Genomic DNA, 17,655 nt, shown 5'->3' with positions numbered 1-17,655 from the left:
ATGGTTAATCGTAGTAATGTTATTTCAGGAGGAACTTCTGATCAACATGTTGTTGAAGGATATCGTTTTAAGGTAATTTCAGAATTTGATAACCATGCAGAAGAGAAGCAGCATTCACAGATTTCAAATGAAGAAAATATAACTACATCTTCAAAAGATGAAAGTCCTGTCGAAGAAAGTCAAACCCCCGCACCCTCTCAAGTAGTACAAGAGGTGCAAACTCCTGCATTTCAACCTAGTTTTGTTGAGGATTTGCTTAAAAAAACAGATGAAATGTCAAGCAATATCATTAAGCTTCAAATGCAAATTGAAAGTCAAGAAAATGAGTTTAATAACCGCTTAAATTCAGAGCTTGAAAGCGCTAAGGAAAAATTTTCTAAAGAGGGTTATGAACAGGCTAGAGCTGAATTTGAAAAAGAATTAAATGACTTGCGCGATAAGTATTTAAAAAGTGTTTCAAAGTTAGAAGAAGCTTGTGTAAATCTTAATGCTTTTATTGAAAAAAATGAAAAAGAACTTGCTGATACAGCTATAGATATTGCCAAAGAGGTTATTTTAAAAGAGCTTGAAAATAACTCAAGCAAAATTGCTTATGCTTTAGCTAAAGATCTCATCAATGAGCTTAAAGGAGCAGGTTCTATTGAAATAAAAGTAAATTCTATAGATTATAATTATCTAAAAGAGCATTTTAGTGAGAATTCTCATATTAAAATCACTCTTGATGATGCTATTAGCAAGGGTAGTGTTATCATTTTAAGCGATAGTGGCAATATAGAATCCAATTTGAATGCGCGTCTTATTAAAATCAAAAAAATGGTTAATAATGAATGAAATAATTAAAAAAGATTATCAATTTGCTTATACTAAAGAAGAGTTAGAAAAGCTAAATTTAACCCAGCTTGAAGATTTAGCGGCTCGCATTAGAGAAAAAATTATTGATGTAGTAAGTAAAAATGGAGGGCATTTAAGCTCCAATTTGGGAGCAGTTGAGCTTACTATAGCTATGCACACGGTATTTGATAATGGGATAGATCCTCTTATATTTGATGTATCCCATCAATCTTACACACATAAGCTTTTAAGTGGAAAAGAAAATGTTTTTGAGTCTTTGCGTCAATTTGGTGGGCTTAGTGGGTATACCAAGCCTAATGATGGGGATTATTTTGTAGCAGGACACTCAAGTACTTCTATTTCTTTAGCTGTAGGAGCCTGTAAGGCCATAGCACTAAAAGGCGAAAAACGCACTCCTGTAGCTTTGATAGGCGATGGAGCTCTAAGTGCAGGTATGGCTTATGAGGCCTTGAATGAATTAGGAGATTCTAAATTTCCTTGTGTAGTTATCTTAAATGATAATGAAATGAGTATTTCAAAACCCATAGGTGCAATTTCAAAATACCTCTCTCAAGCCATGGCAACGCAGTTTTATCAAAATTTCAAAAAACGCGTGGCTAAAATGTTAGATGCATTACCTGATTCTGCTACTTATATGGCTAAGCGTTTTGAAGAAAGCTTTAAATTAATAACCCCAGGACTCTTATTTGAAGAATTGGGTCTTGAATATATAGGACCTATTGATGGACATAATTTAAGTGAGGTTATTTCTGCATTAAAACAAGCAAAGGCTATGCAAAAACCTTGTATTGTTCATGCGCAAACTTTAAAAGGAAAAGGTTATAGTTTAGCCGAAGGAAAAAATGCTAAATGGCATGGGGTCAGTGCTTTTGATGTAGATAGTGGAGAGAGTGTTAAAAAAAGTGATACTAAAAAATCTGCTACTGAAATTTTTTCTAAGAATTTGCTTGATTTAGTCTCAAAATATGAAAATATTGTTGGAGTTACGGCGGCTATGCCAAGTGGAACAAGTCTTGATAAGCTTATAGAAAAATATCCAAATCGTTTTTGGGATGTGGGTATTGCTGAGCAGCACGCTGTTACTTCTATGGCGGCTATGGCTAAAGAAGGATTTAAACCTTTTATTGCTATATACAGCACTTTTTTACAACGCGCTTACGATCAAGTTATCCATGATTGTGCGATTATGAATTTAAATGTGGTTTTTGCTATGGATAGGGCAGGTATAGTAGGAGAAGATGGAGAAACCCACCAAGGAGCTTTTGATGTAAGTTTTTTAGCTCCCTTGCCTAATTTAACCCTTATAGCTCCAAGAGATGAGCTTATGATGAAAAATATTATGGAGTATGCTTATACCCATGAGGGATGTTTGGCTTTTCGTTATCCTAGAGGATCTTTTATTTTAGATGAGGAATTTAACCCTACCAAGATAGAACTTGGAAAGGCGCAATGGCTTGTAAAAAATCAAAGCAATATCGCTTTTTTAGGTTATGGACAAGGGGTGGGTAAGGCTTGGAAGGTTTTAAGAAAATTGCAAGATGAGGGGCAAAATGCTAATTTGATTGATTTGATTTTTGCTAAACCCTTAGATAAACTACTTTTAAAAGAGTTAGCAAAACAGAGTCAAATTTGGTTTGTTTTTAGCGAAAATGCAAGGATAGGTGGTGTGGCGAGTTTGCTAGAGAGCTTTGTACAGGAGAATGATTTAAAAATTAAAATTGTTTCTTTTGAATATGAAGATAGTTTTATTGAGCACGGCAAAACCAATGAAGTGGAAAAAGCTTTAAAACTTGACATTGATGGTTTGGTGCAAAGGGTAAAAATAAATTGGGTCGATAACATCCTTTAAATTTGAACCAAAACAACAAAAAAATGTTTAAAATTTCATAGCTTCTTATTATCTAATAAAAAATATCATTTGATATAAACTTTTTTTAATAAAAAATTTATTATTATTCCTAGTTAAAAAGAACTAGGATAAAAGAATGGAATTGTTACAAATACTTAAAAAACATGAATTGAAGGCAACCCCACAAAGATTGTGTGTTTTAAAAATTTTAAAAAGACATGAACATCCAAATATCGAAGAGCTTTATGAGGAAATCAAAAAAGAATACCCTTCCATTTCTCTTGCTACAGTTTATAAAAATCTTAACACTTTACAAGAACAAGGCTTAGTTGTAGAAATCAATGTAGCAAATCAAAAAACTTGTTATGATATCTATGAAGAAAGACATATACATATAATTTGCAACAAATGTGGCAATATCGAAGATATGAGTTTTCAAGATGCTGAACTTGATGAATATCAAGAAAAATTAGAGAAAAAAATGGGAAATATCATCGACCATTTAGCAGTTTGTGCTCATGTTAGCACTTGTAAAAAGTGCCATTAAGCAAAATAAAGTTAAAATAACCCAAAGAATTTAAGGGTTATTTTAATGGTTCATGAAATTCAGAAGACTTTTTTACTTCCTGATGCTACTCTTTTAGAAAAATTACAAAAAGATGGAATTGTTTTTGAAATTTATGAAATTGAAACATTCTATACTAAGATAACATATTTTTATGATGTAAAATTTCAAAATTTAAATGGAAATTTTTATAAAATAACCCGATTAAATAACCCGATTTTAGAGCAAAATCAAGAAGAAAAGATTTCTAAAAAGGATTATGAAAAAGCTCGTAAAAAACTCATAGAAAAAAGCATCAAGAAAAAACGCTATGAATTTAAACTTTGTTCTTTTAAAAGCCTTATTGATGTATATGAGGATTTTAATTTGTATGTTTTAAAGGTTTTTTTTCCGACTTTAGAGATGGCAAATCTTTTCACACCACCTAAAGAATTTAGAATTCAAAGAGAGCTTTGCGGGGTTTTGGATTCTAAAAATATAATACTTTATGGTTTTAATAATTTAGAAATAGATATAGAAAAATGTTTTAAAATTATAGAAAAAAATCAAAATTTTACTCTAGATTTTCCAAGTTCTATTTTAGCTTTTGATGGATATAGAATTTTTTTATTTTATCTATTTAGAAAATTAAAATTGTATTGGAATTTAGCTTTAGAAAACCGGCAAAGAGAGGTTTTTTGTGAGTTTTTTTCTTATGCGAGAAAGATTTACATTATCTTAATGAGTACAGAAGAAATTTTTGATGAGGAGTTAAATAAAAATTTAGCTCTTAGATTTGAAGATTTGGTAAAGCAATCTTATTGTATTTTGGCAAATAATGAGCTAGATGAAAATTTACTTTTATTTTTAGGTAGTGAAGATTTACAAAATTTATTGAGTGATTTTGATTTTTTTATCAAAGAAGATTCATTCTATAAGAGCGAGCAAGAAAAATATTTTTTTAAGCAAATGATTGCCATGCAGTTAAGAAAAAGACTTGTATTGTTTAAGAAAAATTTATTGAAAAATTTTGAAATCGAAACTTTTGAAGAAAATTTTTTAGGACTCTCAGTTTTTTTAGAATATTTTCATAATTTATATAATTTGAAAATTTTGAGCAAACTATATAATAAATATTTTATTTGCGATCTTGAAAAAAAGACGCTTTTAAAATTAACCAAGAAAAAAGAAAAACTTGGAAAATTAATCCATAAAGCAAGTAAGAAATTGAAAATTTATAAAGGATATTAATGCAAAAGCAAGATAAAATCATAAAAATGTTTAATGAAATAGCTCCGACCTATGATAAGGCTAATAGAATTTTGAGTTTTGGTGTTGATGTAAGTTGGCGTAAATTTGCTTGTAAAAGAGTTTTAAAGCTTTACCAAAAGGATAATTTAAACATAGTTGACGTGGCTTGTGGCACAGGAGATATGATAGAAATTTGGCAAGAAAGTGCGAAAAAATTAAATAAAAATATAGCCCACATCAAAGGTATTGATCCAAGTGAGGGTATGTTAAATATAGCAAAACAAAAATTCCCAAATATCGAATTTATAGAAGCTGGAGCGCAAGAATTGCCTTTGCAAAGTGAAAGTGTTGATATCGTAAGTATAAGCTATGGGATACGCAATGTAGTGGAGAGAAAAAAAGCCTTGAGAGAATTTTCAAGAGTGCTTAAACAAGATGGAATTTTTGTAGTTTTAGAATTTACTAAAAGAGAAAAAGGAGGTTTTGTAGCCTCTTGTAGGGATTTTTATCTTAAAAATATTTTACCAAGCTTGGGAGGAATGATAAGCAAAAATAAAAGTGCATACGAATACTTGCCTAATTCTATAGAAGGTTTTTTAAGTAAAGAGGAATTTATCGCCGAACTTAAACAGGTAGGTTTTGAAATGCTTGAATTTAAAAGTTTTAGTTTCGGCGTAAGTTCTATGTTTATAGCTAAGAAAGTCTAAAATTTAGACTTTCTTAGCTTTTTTATTAAAAGGGGTATTAGTATAATTAGCACAGCTCCTATCAGTAAACTTTGAGCTATGATCCCACTCCAAAGTATTGAAAAATCTCCATTGCTGATAGATAAAGCTCTTCTTAGATTGGTTTCTAATTGTTCTCCTAATACAAAACCGAGTATAAGTGGAGCCATTGGAAATTCAAGTTTTCTTAAAAAATAGCCTAAAATACCAATAATTAAGATTAAAATGATATCAAAATCAGTACTATTGATAGAATAAACACCTATAATTGAAACAATTGCTATAATTGGAGCCAAGCTCCACATAGGTATGCTTAAAATTTTTACGAAAATTCCTACCAAGGGCAAATTCATTAAAAGTAAAATTACATTTGCAAATAACAAGGAAGCTATAAGTCCCCACACTATATTTACTTGATCAGTAAACATTGTAGGACCTGGAGTAATATTATAAAGTGTTAATGCGCCCATCATAACCGCAGTTGTTCCTGAACCTGGAAGACCAAGTGTTAACATTGGGATAAAAGAACCACAGGCTGAAGCATTATTAGCTGCTTCAGGGGCTGCCACACCTTTTAAATCTCCTTGGCCGAATTTACCCTTTTCACCGGCTATTTTTTTCTCACTCATATAAGTAATGGCACTAGCTATAGTTGATCCAGCACCCGGTAAAACTCCTACAAAAAATCCTATAATAGAGGATCTTATAATGGTCCAAAAGCAAAAGAAGAATTCTTTGATATTTACCAAAATCTTACCTGTTTTATTGATGATGTTTTGACTTGTTTGAGTATGCTCTAACATTAGAAAAATTTCACTAACAGAAAAAAGTCCCATTACTAAAACAACAAAAGAAATTCCATCATATAAATGTGGACTATCAAAAGTAAAGCGATAAACACCTGTATTTCCATCTATACCTATAGTGGTTAAAAAAAGTCCTATCAAAGCTGATAGAAAAGATCTTATAGGTTTTTGGGCTAACATACTTCCTAAAGTTGCTAAACCAAAGACAATAAGAGCAAAATATTCAGCAGGACCAAATTTTAACGACCATTGTGCAATAAGTGGAGCAAAAAGTATAATACCGCAAATTGCTATAAATGAACCAATAAAAGAACTAAGAGCTGAGATGCTAAGAGCTTTTCCTGCTTGACCTTTTTTAGCCAAAGGATGTCCATCTAAGGTTGTCATAATAGCTGCTGCATCTCCGGGTATTCCAAGTAGTATGGAAGAAATTCTACCTCCATATTCACAACCCATATAAACCGTTGCAAGTAAAATAATTGCGGATTCTGCAGGTAAATTCATTGCAAAAGCTAGAGGAAGTAAAATGGCTACTCCATTAATGGGTCCAAGTCCTGGAAGCATACCTACAATAGTACCTATAAAACAACCGATTAAGGCTATAAGAATATTATAAGGATCTAAGGCTATGCTAAATCCTTGCATTAAATACATCCAAGTATCCATAAATTTCCTTTAATTAAAAATTATCAAATATAAAACCAAACGGCAAAGTAATTTGCAATAAAGTATTAAAGAGATAGTATAAAATAATACTACTTGAGATAGAAAAAACAATAGCTTTAATTAAAGTTGCCCCAAAAAGTAAAGTTATTGTAAAAATTAAAAAGATTGTGCAAATTATAAAGCCTAAAAACTCAAAAAAAAGCGCATAAATTAAAAAAGCTAAAGTTAAAACGATGAGCTTTTTCCAAAGAATAAAATCACCCCATTTAACCTTAGTATCTTCAGAGAAAAAAACAAGAAATATAGAACAAAGGGCGATTAAAATTAAAGTACCTACTGGAAAAGGACGCGGTCCTAAGGGCTCATAATTAAAATCTGAATGTATATTCCACCCTATGTAAATTCCAATTAAACTTATAACCAATAAAATTCCAGCGACAATTCTTATACTTGACATGATTTTACTTTATAAGATCGAATTCTTTGGCTAAAATTCTGTATTGATCAGTTTGTTTTTTGACAAAATCTTCTAACTCTTTACCTTTTTTATCGAATTCAAATAGAGATCTTTGTTTTAATTGATCTTTATATTCTCGGGTTTGTTGAAATTTATCAAATGCATCAAGCCACCAATTATAAGCTTCGTCTGAAACTTTTGCCCCCATATAGTAAGCTCTAATTACTGGCCATTCTACCTCATAACCCAATTCTTTAGCGGTTGGAATATTTGCTAAAGTGCCCGGAAGTCTCTTTGGGGAAAAGATAGCCAATACTCTAATAGTTCCTGTTTCGATTTGAGGTACAAGTTCAGCTATGCCTGCGCTAATCACATCAATATGATTTCCTAAAAGAGAAGTTAAAGCATCTCCTCCTCCTTCAAAAGCCACATAGCGTATCTTTTTTACATCGATATTAATAGTTTTTGCAAGTAATGCTGTTTGCATCCAGTCTTGTCCTCCTATTGAACCTCCCGCACCTATACTAATAGAATTTGGGTCTTTATGCAAGGCATTTATTAGATCTTCTAAATTTTTATAAGGAGAGTCTGATTTGACGGCTATCATTCCGTAATCTACACCCGCTGAAGTAAGCCATTTGACATTATTTTCATTATATTTTCCATGTTTTCCTGTGGCTATATTCAGTAATGTCCCACTTGAAAAAGCTACAACAACATTACCATCTTTAGATCTATTATTAACCATAGTGTTATAAGCTACAACACCTACTCCTCCGGGCATATAGGTAACTCTCATAGGAGTTGAAATAATGTTAGCTTTAAGCATACCTACTTGAATTAGCTTACATGTTAGATCAAAACCGCCTCCAGGTTGAGCTGGGGCAATACACTCGGGACGGTTAGGTTCTTTAGCAAAAGTTAACGAAAAACCAAAAATCAAAACAGAACAAAAAATTTTTAATTTCATGATAAAATCCTTTAATTTTTAAGTTTGAAATATATAAGTATTATATATAATCTTTTTTATAAAATTTACTATTTTTATAAGATAAAGATTAAAATTCTTAAAAAAATGTAACTTTATTATACAAAATATAGTTAAATTGATACTTTTTGTAATACTTTATATATGGAAAATCATGAAAGTAAGCGAATTAAATTTAAAAGCCAAGGCTTTATTGGAAACACATCTTAATGATATTGTTTTAAGCGGAGAGCTTTCAAAAATCACCATGCACGGATCAGGACATTGGTATTTTGATCTAAAAGATGAAAAATCAAGTATAGCTTGTGCTATGTTTAAGGGTGCAAATTTAAAAGTTGATTTTCAGCCTAAGGTGGGTGATTTTTTAGAGCTTGTTGGAAGTGTGAGTTTGTATGCTGAAAGTGGGCGTTATCAATTTATTGCAAGTAGTATGAAAAAAGCGGGAATGGGAGATTTAGAGGCTCAATTTCTAGCATTAAAAGAGCGCTTGCAAAAAGAAGGATTGTTTAATAGTGAGTATAAAAAAACCTTGCCTCAATTCCCTAAAAAAATCGGAATCATCACTTCAAAGACTTCAGCGGCCTTGCAAGATATGTTAAAACTTATCAATCAAAAAGAATATTTTCTAGCTAAAATTTATGTTTTTAACGCACTTACGCAAGGAAGTGGCGCAGCTTATTCTTTGATTCAAGCTTTAAAAAAAGCTGATGAGATAGGATTAGATGTTATCATTATCGCTAGAGGGGGTGGTAGCAGAGAGGATCTTTTTTGTTTTAATGATGAGGGCTTAGCAAGGGAAATTTTTAAAGCTAAAACACCTATTATTTCGGCAATTGGTCATGAGATTGATTATGTGATCAGTGATTTTGTAGCTGATTTTAGAGCACCCACTCCATCAGCTGCTATCGATACTTTGCTTTATTCTAGACTTGATTTAGAACAAGGACTTGACCTTTTGGAAGAAAAATTGACAAAGCTTTGGGAAAGTAAATTAGAATATTGTGAAAATTTACTCAGCAATCTACACAAATTTTTTAAAGCAAAATCTTTAGAAACTATGATAGAGGCAAAAGAAAAACAGCTTGCATTTTTGCTTAAGCAAGCAAAAATCATAATAGAAAGCAAAATTCAAAAAGCTGAATTAGAACTGCAAAAACTCCAAAATGCTTTTTTTCAGCATGAAAATTTTTTTAAAAAAAGCAAAAACCTAATTTCCATTAAAAAAAATGGTAAAATAGCAAATTTAGAAGAGCTAAAAAGTGAAGATATCATCACTTTGAGTTCTCAAACTTTACAAAAAGAAGCAAAAATTCTATAAGGAAAAATAATGAGAAAAATTAATTTTAGCGCAGGTCCATCTACTTTACCTTTGGAGCTTTTAGAATATGCCAAAAATGAGCTTTGTGATTATCAGGGCAAGGGCTATTCTATCATGGAAATTTCTCACCGTTCAAAAGTATTTGAAGAAGTGCATTTTGGAGCAATGCAAAAAGCAAAAGAACTTTATGGTTTAAATGATGACTATGAGGTTTTATTTTTGCAAGGTGGTGCGAGTTTGCAATTTGCTATGATACCTATGAATTTATCTTTAGGCGGGGTTTGTGAGTATGCAAATACAGGAGTTTGGACTCAAAAAGCTATAAAAGAAGCTCAAATTTTAGGGGTAAATGTCAAGGTTGTTGCTAGTAGTGAAGAAAGTAAGTTTGATCACATACCTCAAGTTGAGTTTAGTGATAATGCCGATTATGCCTATATTTGCTCAAATAATACTATTTATGGCACACAATTTAAAAACTATCCTAAAACCAAAGCCCCTTTAATCGTCGATGCTTCGAGTGATTTTTTCTCAAGAAAAGTTGATTTTTCAAATATTGCGCTTTTTTATGGCGGAGTACAAAAAAATGCAGGAATTTCGGGCATCGGCTGTCTTTTTATACGCAAAGATATGCTAGAAAGATCTCAAAATAAAAACTTGCCAAGTATGTTAAAATACTCCATACATGCACAAAATCAATCTTTGTTTAATACTCCTCCGACTTTTGCAATTTATATGTTTAATCTTGAAATGAAATGGCTTTTAAATCAAGGTGGACTAGATGCTATCGATGCTAAAAATTCTCAAAAAGCTGCGATGCTTTATGAGTGTATTGATTCAAGTGAAGGATTTTACAAGGGACATGCTGATAAAAAAGATAGATCCTTGATGAATGTAAGCTTTAATATCGCTAAAAATTCAGAACTTGAACCAATATTTGTAAAAGAAGCTGAAGAAGTGGGTATGCTAGGACTTAAAGGTCATAGAATTTTAGGAGGAATTCGCGCAAGTATTTATAATGCTGTTACTTTAGATCAGGTTAAAACCCTGTGTGAATTTATGAAAGAATTTGCTAAAAAATATAACTAAACTAATCCTTCTGCCACTTTGCATAAAATTCACTCAAAGGTGGCAGAAAATTTACTCAAGTTTTAAATAAAAAATCCCAAAAAAGTAAAAATAGAAATATGTAAATTTTCAAAATAAATTTAATCCAATAAAATATCTAGTATTAAGATATAGAAAGTTTAATTAGATTTGGTTCAAATCTTTTTTAAGGTAAATTTTACACAGTGTTAAAATGTAAATTTAAGGTTTTAGGAGAAATTCTCACCACCAAATTTAAGTAAGGCAGAACCCCAAGTAAAACCACCGCCAAAAGCATCAAGCAGGATCAAATTCCCTTTTTTAAGACGACCCTCTTCATAGGCATCATTCATCGCCATAGGGATAGAAGCAGCTGAGGTATTGCCATATTTGTGCACAGTTACAACGCATTTTTCATCGCTTAAATTCAGTCTTTCTTGCACAGCTTTAATGATGCGTAAATTTGCTTGGTGTGGGATAAAAAGATCAATTTGTTCAGGCAAAATTTGATTTTTAGATAAAATTTCAACGACATCATTGCTTAAAGTTTGCACCGCTATTTTAAAGACTTCATTACCTTTCATTTTCATTGCTAGGCTTGAAGCTTCTTTTGATTCTTGAGAGCGTTCTGTCATTAGTAAATCACCATAATTTCCATTGCTTGCTGTATGTACATCGATTATAGGATTGTTCTCATCAAGACTTACTACTCCAGCACCTGCACCATCGCCAAAAAGTATACAAATACTCCTATCGGTATAATCCATGATAGAGCTTGCCTTTTCGGCTCCTATGATTAAAACATTTTTTTTCAAACCACTTTCTACAAGAGCCTTAGCTTGCTCTAAAAGATAGATAAAACCTGAGCAGGCTGCTGAAATATCAAAGGCACTGATTCCATTAAGTCCTAAATTTGCTGCGATTTTACAAGCAGTTGAAGGCATGGTAAAATAATCAGGGCTTAAGGTAGCTACTAGTATCGCATCAATATCTTGTGGTTTTAAATTCGCTCTTTCTATAGCTTTTATAGCTGCTTTGGTGCCTAAATCACTTGTGCTTTCATCTTTGCTTGCAATGCGTCTTTCTTTTATACCTGTGCGTCTTGTGATCCACTCATCTGTTGTATCAATAATCTTTTCAAGATCGTGATTACTTAAAATTTGTTCAGGTATATAAGAAGCTATACTTTTTAAACTCGCTTTAGGCATTGTATTTCTCAAGCTCCTTTTCTATTATTTGATTGATATTTGATTCACTAAAGTTAATAGCCTGAAAAATAGCATTTTTGATTGCTCTAGCATCGCTTTTTCCATGACTTATAATAACGCAGCCGTTGACACCAAGCAGTGGGGCGCCGCCATATTCTTGCCAATCAATATGTTTTTTAAGTCTTTTAAATGAAGGTTTCATTAGTAATGCGCCTATTTTTGATATCAAAGATTGCTTGATTTCATTTTTTAAAATGTGGATAATTGCTGTAGCTACGCCTTCACAGGCTTTTAGGATTACGTTGCCATCAAATCCATCACAAACTAAGACATCAACTTCACCATTAAAAATATCTCTACCTTCAGCATTTCCAACAAAACTAGGAATTTGTTTCATAAGCTGATGAGCCTCTTTAGTAAGTTCATTGCCTTTACACTCTTCTTCGCCATTAGACAATAAAGCCAGGCGAGGTTTTGAAATTTTCATAATTTCTTTTGCATAAGCATCGCCCATTATAGCAAATTGAAATAAATTTTCGGCTTTACAGTCGGTATTTGCACCCACATCTAAAAACAAAGTTTTACTTGTAGTATTTGGCATTAAGGTTGCAATTGCGGGCCGTAATACTCCTTTGAGTCTGCCCAATCTTAAAGTTGCTAAAGACATACTTGCACCACTATGTCCTGCTGAAACAGCGGCTTTTGCTTTTCCATTTTTGACAAGTTCGATGGTTTTATAAATCGTAGTTTCTTTTCTTTTTAGGGCATCTGTTGCATTTTCATTCATAGAGAAAACTTCATTGGCATTCTCATATTGAATGTATTGTTCTAAATTTTTAGGTATTAGAGGTCTTAAAATATTGGGATTTCCCACTAAGATAGCATTAAAAGGCCTTTCTTTTAAAGCCTCGATAACGCCTTCTATAATGGGCTTTTCTCCAAAATCTCCGCCCATTGCATCTATAGCAATGTCAATCATTGATTTTAGTATTCCTTAGTATTTGGATTTGCACGATGAGGCATTTTGTAGCTTCCATCTTTGTCTTTTATAGGCATAGGAAGACTTACTTTATAGTGAGTTCTGCGTTTTGCTGCACGAGTTTTACTCACTCTTCTCTTAGGTACTGCCATTTTATCTCCTTTTTTAAAATTTGTTAGCTTTTATTTTTGCAATTATTACAATAAAAATAATCACTCAAATAAGCTTCAAGCTCACTAACTGCAACTTCTATTAAATCAATATGACCATCAAAAAATTCAATGGTATTGCTTAATTCATTCGTATTATCTTTAAAAATACCATCACTTGCAAAAAGATCCAAATTTTCTTTTATTTCAAGCTCAAGTTCTTCACCACAGCTATCACAAGGTCTATAAACAAAACCTTGCATTGTGGCATTTATTTTAACAAGTTTAGGATTTACTTTTACTAAATTTCCTTCAAAAACAACATTTTCAAGATTGAGTTTAAAAGGATAGTTAGTATTGTTAATCCTAGAAAAGGCTATTTTCATTAGCAAATTTCGTTAGATTTAAAGAAAAATTCAATTTCAATTTTTGCATTTTCTAAGCTATCGCTTCCATGAACAGCGTTTGCGTCAATGCTTTCAGCAAAATCTGCTCTAATGGTGCCAGGTTGTGCTTCTTTTGGGTTTGTTGCTCCCATTAAATCTCTATTTTTAAGAACAGCACCTTCGCCTTCTAAAACAGAAACCACAACAGGGCCGCTGATCATAAATTCAACCAAATCTTTAAAAAAAGGTCTTTCTTTGTGAACAGCATAAAAAGCTTCAGCTTGTTCTTTGCTAAGTTGAACTTTTTTCATAGCAGCAATTCTTAATCCATTACTTTCGAAACGATCTAAAATTTTACCTATAACACCTTTTTTTACGGCATCAGGTTTGATAATCGATAGGGTTTTTTCCATTTTGATTATACTCCTTGGTTTTTATAAAGCTTAAAATTATACTTGAATTTGTTTAAAAAAAGTTAAAAAGAGGCTAGCTTTTTAACTAGCCTTTGTAGAATTATGCAAAAACTGGGGTAGTTCCATCTCTCATATCGCTACCGATATTATCACGACTTGGTTGCCCTGAAGCAATTTCACTCCATACTATACAGCCATCAGTTGGGCATGCGCTTGCACAAGCTGGTTGATCATTGTGTCCTACACATTCAACACATTTATCCGCATAGACATAATATCTATCTTCGCCCTCTGGATTGTTTGCATCGTCAACGATTGCGCTAACTGGACACTCATCAATACAAGAACCACAAGCAATACAACTATCTGTAATTTTTACAGCCATTTTGTCTCCTTTTTGATTAATATGAAATTTACTTTTTTCAACTAAGCATTTTATCAAAGTATTCTTAAAAAACTATAATTTTGATAATCAAAAAATATATATATTTGATAATTTTTAGATTTTGATTATCATTTATAATATAATATAAAATACTATAAAAAATATTTTCAAAAATTTATTATCATTTAAAAATCTTTAAAGGATTTAAACGATATAATTTCGCTATCAATAAAATTTATTAATTAGGAGAAAAACATGATAGTTACAAAAAAAGCTTTAGACTTTACTGCTCCAGCAGTATTAGGAAATAACGAAATCGTTGAAGATTTTAATCTTTATAAAAATATAGGCCCAAAAGGTGCGGTAGTATTTTTCTATCCAAAAGATTTTACTTTTGTTTGTCCTTCAGAAATAATTGCTTTTGATAAAAGATATCAAGAATTTAAAAATCGTGGTATTGAAGTAATCGGAATTTCAGGCGACAATGAATTTTCACATTTTGCATGGAAAAACACTCCAGTAAATCAAGGGGGTATTGGTCAAGTTAAATTCCCACTTGTTGCAGATTTAACTAAACAAATTGCTAGAAATTTTGATGTACTTTATGCAGAAGCAGTTGCTCTTCGTGGTTCTTTCTTGCTTGATGCAGATGGAACAGTTCGCCACGCTGTAGTTAATGACTTACCACTTGGAAGAAATATTGATGAAATGATCAGAATGGTAGATACTATGCTTTTCACTAATGAACACGGTGAAGTTTGCCCTGCAGGCTGGAACAAAGGTGATGCTGGTATGAAAGCTAACCCTAAAGGTGTTGCTGAGTATCTTGATAAAAACGAAGATAAACTATAATAACAAGCCCTTAAAAAAGGGCTTTTCTTCTTGATAAAATTTCTTCTCTTAACTTTAATTAAAATTCATCATTTTTTTATATAATTTTATCTAATTTTATAAACTTAAATTTAGGCTAATTATGGCAGGCGAAGATCAAGAAAAAACTGAAGAACCCACGTCCAAGAAAATAGAAGACGCAAGAAAAGAAGGCAATGTCCCCAAATCCCAAGACGCAGCAGCTATTGTTACTTTAATAGTTGGTTTTGTGATTACACTTTTTATGATGGGTTTTATCGGTGAAAGAATTACTAATCTATATAGATATTATCAAAGTTTTATAGGTGTTGAATTTGATTTGCGTATTATCCAAGCCATTATGATTAAAAGCATTTTTGAAGTTTTGATTTTGCTAGCACCTATAGTTTTGAGTATTATGATCGCAGGTATTTTAGGTAATGTTATGCAGTTTGGTTTTATTTTTACGACCAAACCTATAATGCCTAATTTAGGAAAAATCAATCCATTAAAAGGCTTAAAAAATTTATTTTCTTTAAAAAAGCTTGTCGAGAGTGTTAAGATCGTGCTTAAGGTAGGCGTAGTATTTACTGTAGCTTTTATAGTGCTTTTAAAATTTATGCAAGAATTACCTTTGGTTGAGCGTTATAATATCATTGGACAACTCATTTGGCTTAGGGATAGGGCTATTATTTTGGCAGCTATTGTAATCATAGCATTTTTAGTGATTGCTGTTTTGGATATTTTTTTGGTGCGTTTTCAGTATTTTAAAGGCTTGCGAATGAGCAAGCAAGAAATTAAAGATGAATACAAGCAAATGGAGGGAGATCCTCAGGTAAAAGGGAGGATTCGTCGCTTACAAATGGAAGCAGCACGCCGCCGTATGGTTCAAGATGTTGCAGGGGCGGATGTGGTTATTACAAACCCGACGCATTATGCTGTAGCGATTCGTTATGATACAACAAAAGAACAAGCTCCTAGAGTTGTGGCTAAAGGAGTAGATTTTTTGGCACTTCGTATAAAACAGGTTGCTTATGATAATAATGTAGTTGTTTATGAAAATCCGCCTTTAGCGAGAGAGCTTTATAAGGCTTGTGATATTAATGATCTTATTCCTAGAGAAATGTTTAAAGCTGTAGCAGAGGTACTTGGATTTGTTTACAATACTAACAATAAAAGTCGTTTAGCAGGACAGGTCAAGAAAAATAATTAAGCAAATAAATTTTATTATTTGCTTTTTTCTATAAGATCAAGCACTGATTGTTTTGCGTCATTATCCTTAATATCTACTTTAAAATAAATTTGCACTCTATTGTTTTCTAAAGCTTGTGGATTTCCATTGATGGGACTATTTAATCCATAGCTTTTAAGGTTTATATTTTTGGTGCTAACTCCGCCTTCTATAAGATATTTTAAAACATTTTCTGCTCTTGTATAGCCTAGATCATAGCTTCTTAAGGCTGAGTCACTATTGTCAGTATAACCTCTGATTTCAATTTCTATTTGAGGAGGTAAGTATGAAATAAGCTGAGCAATGCGTTTAAGATAATCTTGAATATCTGCAGATACTATTTGTGCACTTCCTCTTTCAAATTCAACCTTGGAAGGTAGGTTAAGTATTTCTTGATTTTCGGATTGATCAAGAGCGGCTTGAAGTTTTTTAATAACTTCTTGTTGATTTACGGCCATTTGTTTAAGTTTGCTCAATTCATCTTCTTTTTCTTCTTGAGAACCCTTATATTTATAAGTATCTTGTGTTTCTTGTTGCACGGTTTGGGTTGCAGTATAATCAAAGATTTTTACAAATTCGGTTTTCAGTGCTTCTACTTTAGCTGGATTTGTTTTAGAAATTGCCCAAAGAGCAATAAAAAGCGCCAAAAGCAAACTTAGAAAGTCTGCATAAGGCACAGCCCATTTTTCACCTGCTGGACATTCTGGGCATTTATGTTTTTTAGCCATTTTTAACCTTTGTCAAATTGTGAAATTCTTGGATCATCGTGACTTAAGAAGTTAAAAAGTTTAGCTTCTAAATCTCTAGGATTAGCACCTTCTGCAATTCCTTTTATAGCTTCAGTAATGACAATTTGCTCTTTTACAAGATCCATACCATTAGCTTTCATCTTTCTTCCCCAAGGAGCAAAAAGTGCATATGCACCGAAAATACCTGTAACCGTAGCCGTAAAAGCACCTGAAATACCTGCTGCCATTGCTTGAGGATTATCTAGAAGTTTCAGTGCTAAAATCAACCCAAAAACCGCTCCAACAAGTCCCATAGTAGGACAAGTTTCACCAAAGATTATCCAGTATTCTGCACATTCTTTATAGTGTTCTTCAAGTTGTTCGGTTTGAATTTCCATACTTTCATGAATTTCTTCAAAACTTTTTCCATCTACTAGCATCATCATAGCATTTCTTAAAAATTCATTTTCAATTTCATTTGTTCTTGATTCTAAAGCCAAAAGACCATCTCGGCGTGCAATAATTGCGAATTCGATAAGCTGAGCTATTCTTTCAGGTAGATTTACACCTGAACCTTTAAAAACGATTTTAAGTTCTTTATAGGCTGCTTTTACAATTTTTTTATGAGTTGAAGTCATGGCACAAAAAGCTGCCGTTGGCATAACGATTAGAAAAGAAGAAAGGTGGATAACATGCAGAGGATTTCCTCCCTCGAGTATATCTCCTACTGAGATACTAGTTACTGCAAGAACCATTCCTAATATGGTTGAAAGATCCATTAAATCACT

At 32.1% G+C, this 17,655-nt stretch carries 20 protein-coding genes; 9 read left to right on the top strand and 11 right to left on the bottom strand.

All coding sequences use genetic code 11. From position 1 onward, the window contains the following. The 5 genes from fliH (at nt 1) to ubiE (ending at nt 5,203) form a co-directional block, all read left to right on the top strand. Complete coding sequence (fliH, locus tag FOC43_RS05870; protein WP_002778181.1) at nt 1–831, top strand: flagellar assembly protein FliH; 831 nt, start codon at nt 1–3, stop codon at nt 829–831. Further along, a complete protein-coding gene (gene dxs / locus FOC43_RS05865) occupies nt 824–2,701 on the top strand; it encodes a 1-deoxy-D-xylulose-5-phosphate synthase (protein ID WP_032685569.1) in 1,878 nt (625 codons plus the stop codon). The genes fliH and dxs overlap by 8 nt, the downstream gene beginning before the upstream one ends. Nucleotides 2,702–2,837: 136 nt before the next feature. Beyond that, nucleotides 2,838–3,248 carry a peroxide-responsive transcriptional repressor PerR gene (gene perR / locus FOC43_RS05860; RefSeq protein ID WP_002778185.1) on the top strand — a complete coding sequence of 137 codons (411 nt, stop codon included), beginning with the start codon at nt 2,838–2,840 and terminating at the stop codon, nt 3,246–3,248. Nucleotides 3,249–3,293: 45 nt separating this feature from the next. After that, complete coding sequence (locus FOC43_RS05855; RefSeq protein WP_002787980.1) at nt 3,294–4,496, top strand: CYTH domain-containing protein; 1,203 nt, start codon at nt 3,294–3,296, stop codon at nt 4,494–4,496. Next, complete coding sequence (gene ubiE / locus FOC43_RS05850) at nt 4,496–5,203, top strand: bifunctional demethylmenaquinone methyltransferase/2-methoxy-6-polyprenyl-1,4-benzoquinol methylase UbiE (protein ID WP_002787978.1); 708 nt, start codon at nt 4,496–4,498, stop codon at nt 5,201–5,203. Before FOC43_RS05855 ends, ubiE begins: the two co-directional genes overlap by 1 nt. Here ubiE and FOC43_RS05845 read toward each other — a convergent pair. From FOC43_RS05845 to FOC43_RS05835, 3 genes are read right to left on the bottom strand one after another with little or no spacing between them, the layout of a single operon-like run. Continuing rightward, nucleotides 5,200–6,693 carry a tripartite tricarboxylate transporter permease gene (locus tag FOC43_RS05845; RefSeq protein WP_002787976.1) on the bottom strand — a complete coding sequence of 498 codons (1,494 nt, stop codon included), beginning with the start codon at nt 6,691–6,693 and terminating at the stop codon, nt 5,200–5,202. The genes ubiE and FOC43_RS05845 overlap by 4 nt on opposite strands. Nucleotides 6,694–6,706: 13 nt before the next feature. After that, on the bottom strand, nt 6,707–7,150 hold the full coding sequence (locus FOC43_RS05840; RefSeq protein ID WP_002778194.1) for a tripartite tricarboxylate transporter TctB family protein: 444 nt from the start codon (nt 7,148–7,150) through the stop codon (nt 6,707–6,709). A gap of 4 nt (nt 7,151–7,154) precedes the next feature. Beyond that, entirely contained in the window at nt 7,155–8,120 is a 966-nt protein-coding gene (locus FOC43_RS05835) for a Bug family tripartite tricarboxylate transporter substrate binding protein (RefSeq protein WP_002778196.1), read from the bottom strand. 172 nt (nt 8,121–8,292) lie between these two features. On the opposite strand from FOC43_RS05835, the gene xseA reads away from it, so the two are divergent. Continuing rightward, nucleotides 8,293–9,456, top strand: a complete 1,164-nt coding sequence (gene xseA / locus FOC43_RS05830; RefSeq protein ID WP_002778198.1) for an exodeoxyribonuclease VII large subunit — start codon at nt 8,293–8,295, stop codon at nt 9,454–9,456. 9 nt (nt 9,457–9,465) lie between these two features. Further along, nucleotides 9,466–10,542, top strand: coding sequence for a phosphoserine transaminase (serC, locus tag FOC43_RS05825; protein ID WP_002791325.1), 1,077 nt, complete (start codon nt 9,466–9,468; stop codon nt 10,540–10,542). A 227-nt stretch (nt 10,543–10,769) separates the two neighbouring features. Here serC and FOC43_RS05820 read toward each other — a convergent pair whose 3' ends face one another. The 6 genes from FOC43_RS05820 to FOC43_RS05795 form a co-directional block, all read right to left on the bottom strand. After that, entirely contained in the window at nt 10,770–11,747 is a 978-nt protein-coding gene (locus FOC43_RS05820) for a beta-ketoacyl-ACP synthase III (protein ID WP_002778202.1), read from the bottom strand. Beyond that, on the bottom strand, nt 11,740–12,726 hold the full coding sequence (plsX, locus tag FOC43_RS05815) for a phosphate acyltransferase PlsX (RefSeq protein WP_002786211.1): 987 nt from the start codon (nt 12,724–12,726) through the stop codon (nt 11,740–11,742). Before plsX ends, FOC43_RS05820 begins: the two co-directional genes overlap by 8 nt. 5 nt (nt 12,727–12,731) lie before the next feature. Then, nucleotides 12,732–12,878 carry a 50S ribosomal protein L32 gene (gene rpmF / locus FOC43_RS05810; protein WP_002778205.1) on the bottom strand — a complete coding sequence of 49 codons (147 nt, stop codon included), beginning with the start codon at nt 12,876–12,878 and terminating at the stop codon, nt 12,732–12,734. 23 nt (nt 12,879–12,901) lie between these two features. Then, nucleotides 12,902–13,261, bottom strand: coding sequence for a hypothetical protein (locus tag FOC43_RS05805; protein WP_002778207.1), 360 nt, complete (start codon nt 13,259–13,261; stop codon nt 12,902–12,904). Then, a complete protein-coding gene (gene ndk, locus FOC43_RS05800; RefSeq protein WP_002778209.1) occupies nt 13,261–13,674 on the bottom strand; it encodes a nucleoside-diphosphate kinase in 414 nt (137 codons plus the stop codon). The genes FOC43_RS05805 and ndk overlap by 1 nt, the downstream gene beginning before the upstream one ends. A 100-nt stretch (nt 13,675–13,774) precedes the next feature. Continuing rightward, nucleotides 13,775–14,059: a DUF362 domain-containing protein gene (locus FOC43_RS05795; protein ID WP_002778210.1), complete on the bottom strand. Its 285-nt coding sequence runs from the start codon at nt 14,057–14,059 to the stop codon at nt 13,775–13,777. A gap of 255 nt (nt 14,060–14,314) precedes the next feature. Between FOC43_RS05795 and FOC43_RS05790 the strand changes: the two genes are divergently transcribed. Further along, nucleotides 14,315–14,911 (top strand): peroxiredoxin, encoded by a 597-nt coding sequence (locus FOC43_RS05790; RefSeq protein WP_002778213.1) that lies wholly within the window; start codon nt 14,315–14,317, stop codon nt 14,909–14,911. 121 nt (nt 14,912–15,032) lie between these two features. Next, nucleotides 15,033–16,121, top strand: coding sequence for a flagellar biosynthesis protein FlhB (flhB, locus tag FOC43_RS05785; protein ID WP_002778215.1), 1,089 nt, complete (start codon nt 15,033–15,035; stop codon nt 16,119–16,121). 14 nt (nt 16,122–16,135) lie between these two features. Here the strand turns inward: flhB and motB are convergent, their stop codons facing one another. Further along, nucleotides 16,136–16,867, bottom strand: a complete 732-nt coding sequence (gene motB / locus FOC43_RS05780; RefSeq protein ID WP_002778217.1) for a flagellar motor protein MotB — start codon at nt 16,865–16,867, stop codon at nt 16,136–16,138. A 2-nt stretch (nt 16,868–16,869) separates the two neighbouring features. Continuing rightward, on the bottom strand, nt 16,870–17,646 hold the full coding sequence (gene motA, locus FOC43_RS05775; RefSeq protein WP_002778220.1) for a flagellar motor stator protein MotA: 777 nt from the start codon (nt 17,644–17,646) through the stop codon (nt 16,870–16,872). Nucleotides 17,647–17,655: the final 9 nt, after the last annotated feature.

Source organism: Campylobacter coli (genome assembly GCF_009730395.1).
GTDB classification, from domain to species: Bacteria; Campylobacterota; Campylobacteria; order Campylobacterales; family Campylobacteraceae; genus Campylobacter_D; species Campylobacter_D coli.
Note: the sequence above shows the minus strand (reverse complement) of the source record. Positions and strands in the feature narration are given on the sequence as shown.

Bases quoted from the DNA above. Each gene is read 5' to 3' on its own strand.
- perR (WP_002778185.1), top strand. From the start codon at position 2,838: ATGGAATTGTTACAAATACTTAAAAAACATGAATTGAAGGCAACCCCA.
- flhB (WP_002778215.1), top strand. From the start codon at position 15,033: ATGGCAGGCGAAGATCAAGAAAAAACTGAAGAACCCACGTCCAAGAAA.
- rpmF (WP_002778205.1), bottom strand. From the start codon at position 12,878: ATGGCAGTACCTAAGAGAAGAGTGAGTAAAACTCGTGCAGCAAAACGC.
- FOC43_RS05855 (WP_002787980.1), top strand. From the start codon at position 3,294: ATGGTTCATGAAATTCAGAAGACTTTTTTACTTCCTGATGCTACTCTT.
- FOC43_RS05790 (WP_002778213.1), top strand. From the start codon at position 14,315: ATGATAGTTACAAAAAAAGCTTTAGACTTTACTGCTCCAGCAGTATTA.
- ndk (WP_002778209.1), bottom strand. From the start codon at position 13,674: ATGGAAAAAACCCTATCGATTATCAAACCTGATGCCGTAAAAAAAGGT.
- plsX (WP_002786211.1), bottom strand. From the start codon at position 12,726: ATGATTGACATTGCTATAGATGCAATGGGCGGAGATTTTGGAGAAAAG.
- dxs (WP_032685569.1), top strand. From the start codon at position 824: ATGAATGAAATAATTAAAAAAGATTATCAATTTGCTTATACTAAAGAA.
- FOC43_RS05820 (WP_002778202.1), bottom strand. From the start codon at position 11,747: ATGCCTAAAGCGAGTTTAAAAAGTATAGCTTCTTATATACCTGAACAA.
- FOC43_RS05840 (WP_002778194.1), bottom strand. From the start codon at position 7,150: ATGTCAAGTATAAGAATTGTCGCTGGAATTTTATTGGTTATAAGTTTA.
- fliH (WP_002778181.1), top strand. From the start codon at position 1: ATGGTTAATCGTAGTAATGTTATTTCAGGAGGAACTTCTGATCAACAT.
- ubiE (WP_002787978.1), top strand. From the start codon at position 4,496: ATGCAAAAGCAAGATAAAATCATAAAAATGTTTAATGAAATAGCTCCG.
- motB (WP_002778217.1), bottom strand. From the start codon at position 16,867: ATGGCTAAAAAACATAAATGCCCAGAATGTCCAGCAGGTGAAAAATGG.
- xseA (WP_002778198.1), top strand. From the start codon at position 8,293: ATGAAAGTAAGCGAATTAAATTTAAAAGCCAAGGCTTTATTGGAAACA.
- serC (WP_002791325.1), top strand. From the start codon at position 9,466: ATGAGAAAAATTAATTTTAGCGCAGGTCCATCTACTTTACCTTTGGAG.
- motA (WP_002778220.1), bottom strand. From the start codon at position 17,646: ATGGATCTTTCAACCATATTAGGAATGGTTCTTGCAGTAACTAGTATC.
- FOC43_RS05835 (WP_002778196.1), bottom strand. From the start codon at position 8,120: ATGAAATTAAAAATTTTTTGTTCTGTTTTGATTTTTGGTTTTTCGTTA.
- FOC43_RS05845 (WP_002787976.1), bottom strand. From the start codon at position 6,693: ATGGATACTTGGATGTATTTAATGCAAGGATTTAGCATAGCCTTAGAT.
- FOC43_RS05805 (WP_002778207.1), bottom strand. From the start codon at position 13,261: ATGAAAATAGCCTTTTCTAGGATTAACAATACTAACTATCCTTTTAAA.
- FOC43_RS05795 (WP_002778210.1), bottom strand. From the start codon at position 14,059: ATGGCTGTAAAAATTACAGATAGTTGTATTGCTTGTGGTTCTTGTATT.